This window comes from Methylobacterium indicum (assembly GCF_001043895.1).
In the GTDB taxonomy this organism is placed as follows: Bacteria; Pseudomonadota; Alphaproteobacteria; order Rhizobiales; family Beijerinckiaceae; genus Methylobacterium; species Methylobacterium indicum.
Map to the genome: position 1 here is coordinate 1 of NZ_JTHF01000480.1, position 749 is coordinate 749.

1 protein-coding gene is annotated in these 749 nt (G+C 71.4%); it reads right to left on the reverse strand.

Annotation, left to right across the window (positions count from 1 at the left end):
• A partial coding sequence (locus QR78_RS31610) for a 1-deoxy-D-xylulose-5-phosphate synthase N-terminal domain-containing protein (RefSeq protein ID WP_048431606.1) occupies positions 1-713 on the reverse strand: 713 nt, incomplete at its 3' end.
• Positions 714-749: the final 36 nt, after the last annotated feature.

A 749-nucleotide genomic window follows, 5' to 3' on the forward strand; every position in this document is an offset into this window, starting at 1 on the left:
TCCTCGAACATCGTGCCGCCGCCGGCCAGCATGCCGCGGGCATACTCTTCCGCGCGGGCCGCGGTGTCGTAGAGGGCCTTGGGCAGCAGCCGGCCGAACTGCTTGGCGGTGTCGCGAAGCGAGCGGTAGGTGTCGCCCGAGACGAGCCTGGCGAGGTAGGACGACATGGCGCCGACGGGGGGCGCGATCGACATGTCGTTGTCGTTGAGGATGACGATGAGGCGGCTCTTGAGCGCGCCGGCATTGTTCATCGCCTCGTAGGCCATGCCGGCCGAGATCGAGCCGTCGCCGATGACCGCCACGACGTTGCGGCGCGGGGGCGTCTCGCCGCGCGCCTTCGCGGCGGCGTCCGCGAGGTCGCGGCCGATCGCCATGCCGAGGCCGGCGGAGATGGAGGTGGAGGAATGGGCGGCGCCGAAGGGATCGTAGGGGCTCTCGGAGCGCTTGGTGAAGCCCGAGAGGCCGCCGCCCTGGCGGAGCGTGCGGATGCGGTCGCGGCGTCCGGTGAGGATCTTGTGGGGGTAGGCCTGGTGTCCGACGTCCCAGATGATGCGGTCGTCGGGGGTGTTGAAGACGTAGTGGAGGGCGACGGTGAGCTCGATGACGCCGAGGCCGGCGCCGAGATGGCCGCCGGTGACCGAGACGGCGTCGATGGTCTCGGCGCGCAGTTCGGCGGCGAGCTGGGCGAGGTCGCTCTCGGGCAGCTGGCGCAGATCCGCGGGAACGCGGACGCGGTCGAGGAGGGGAAG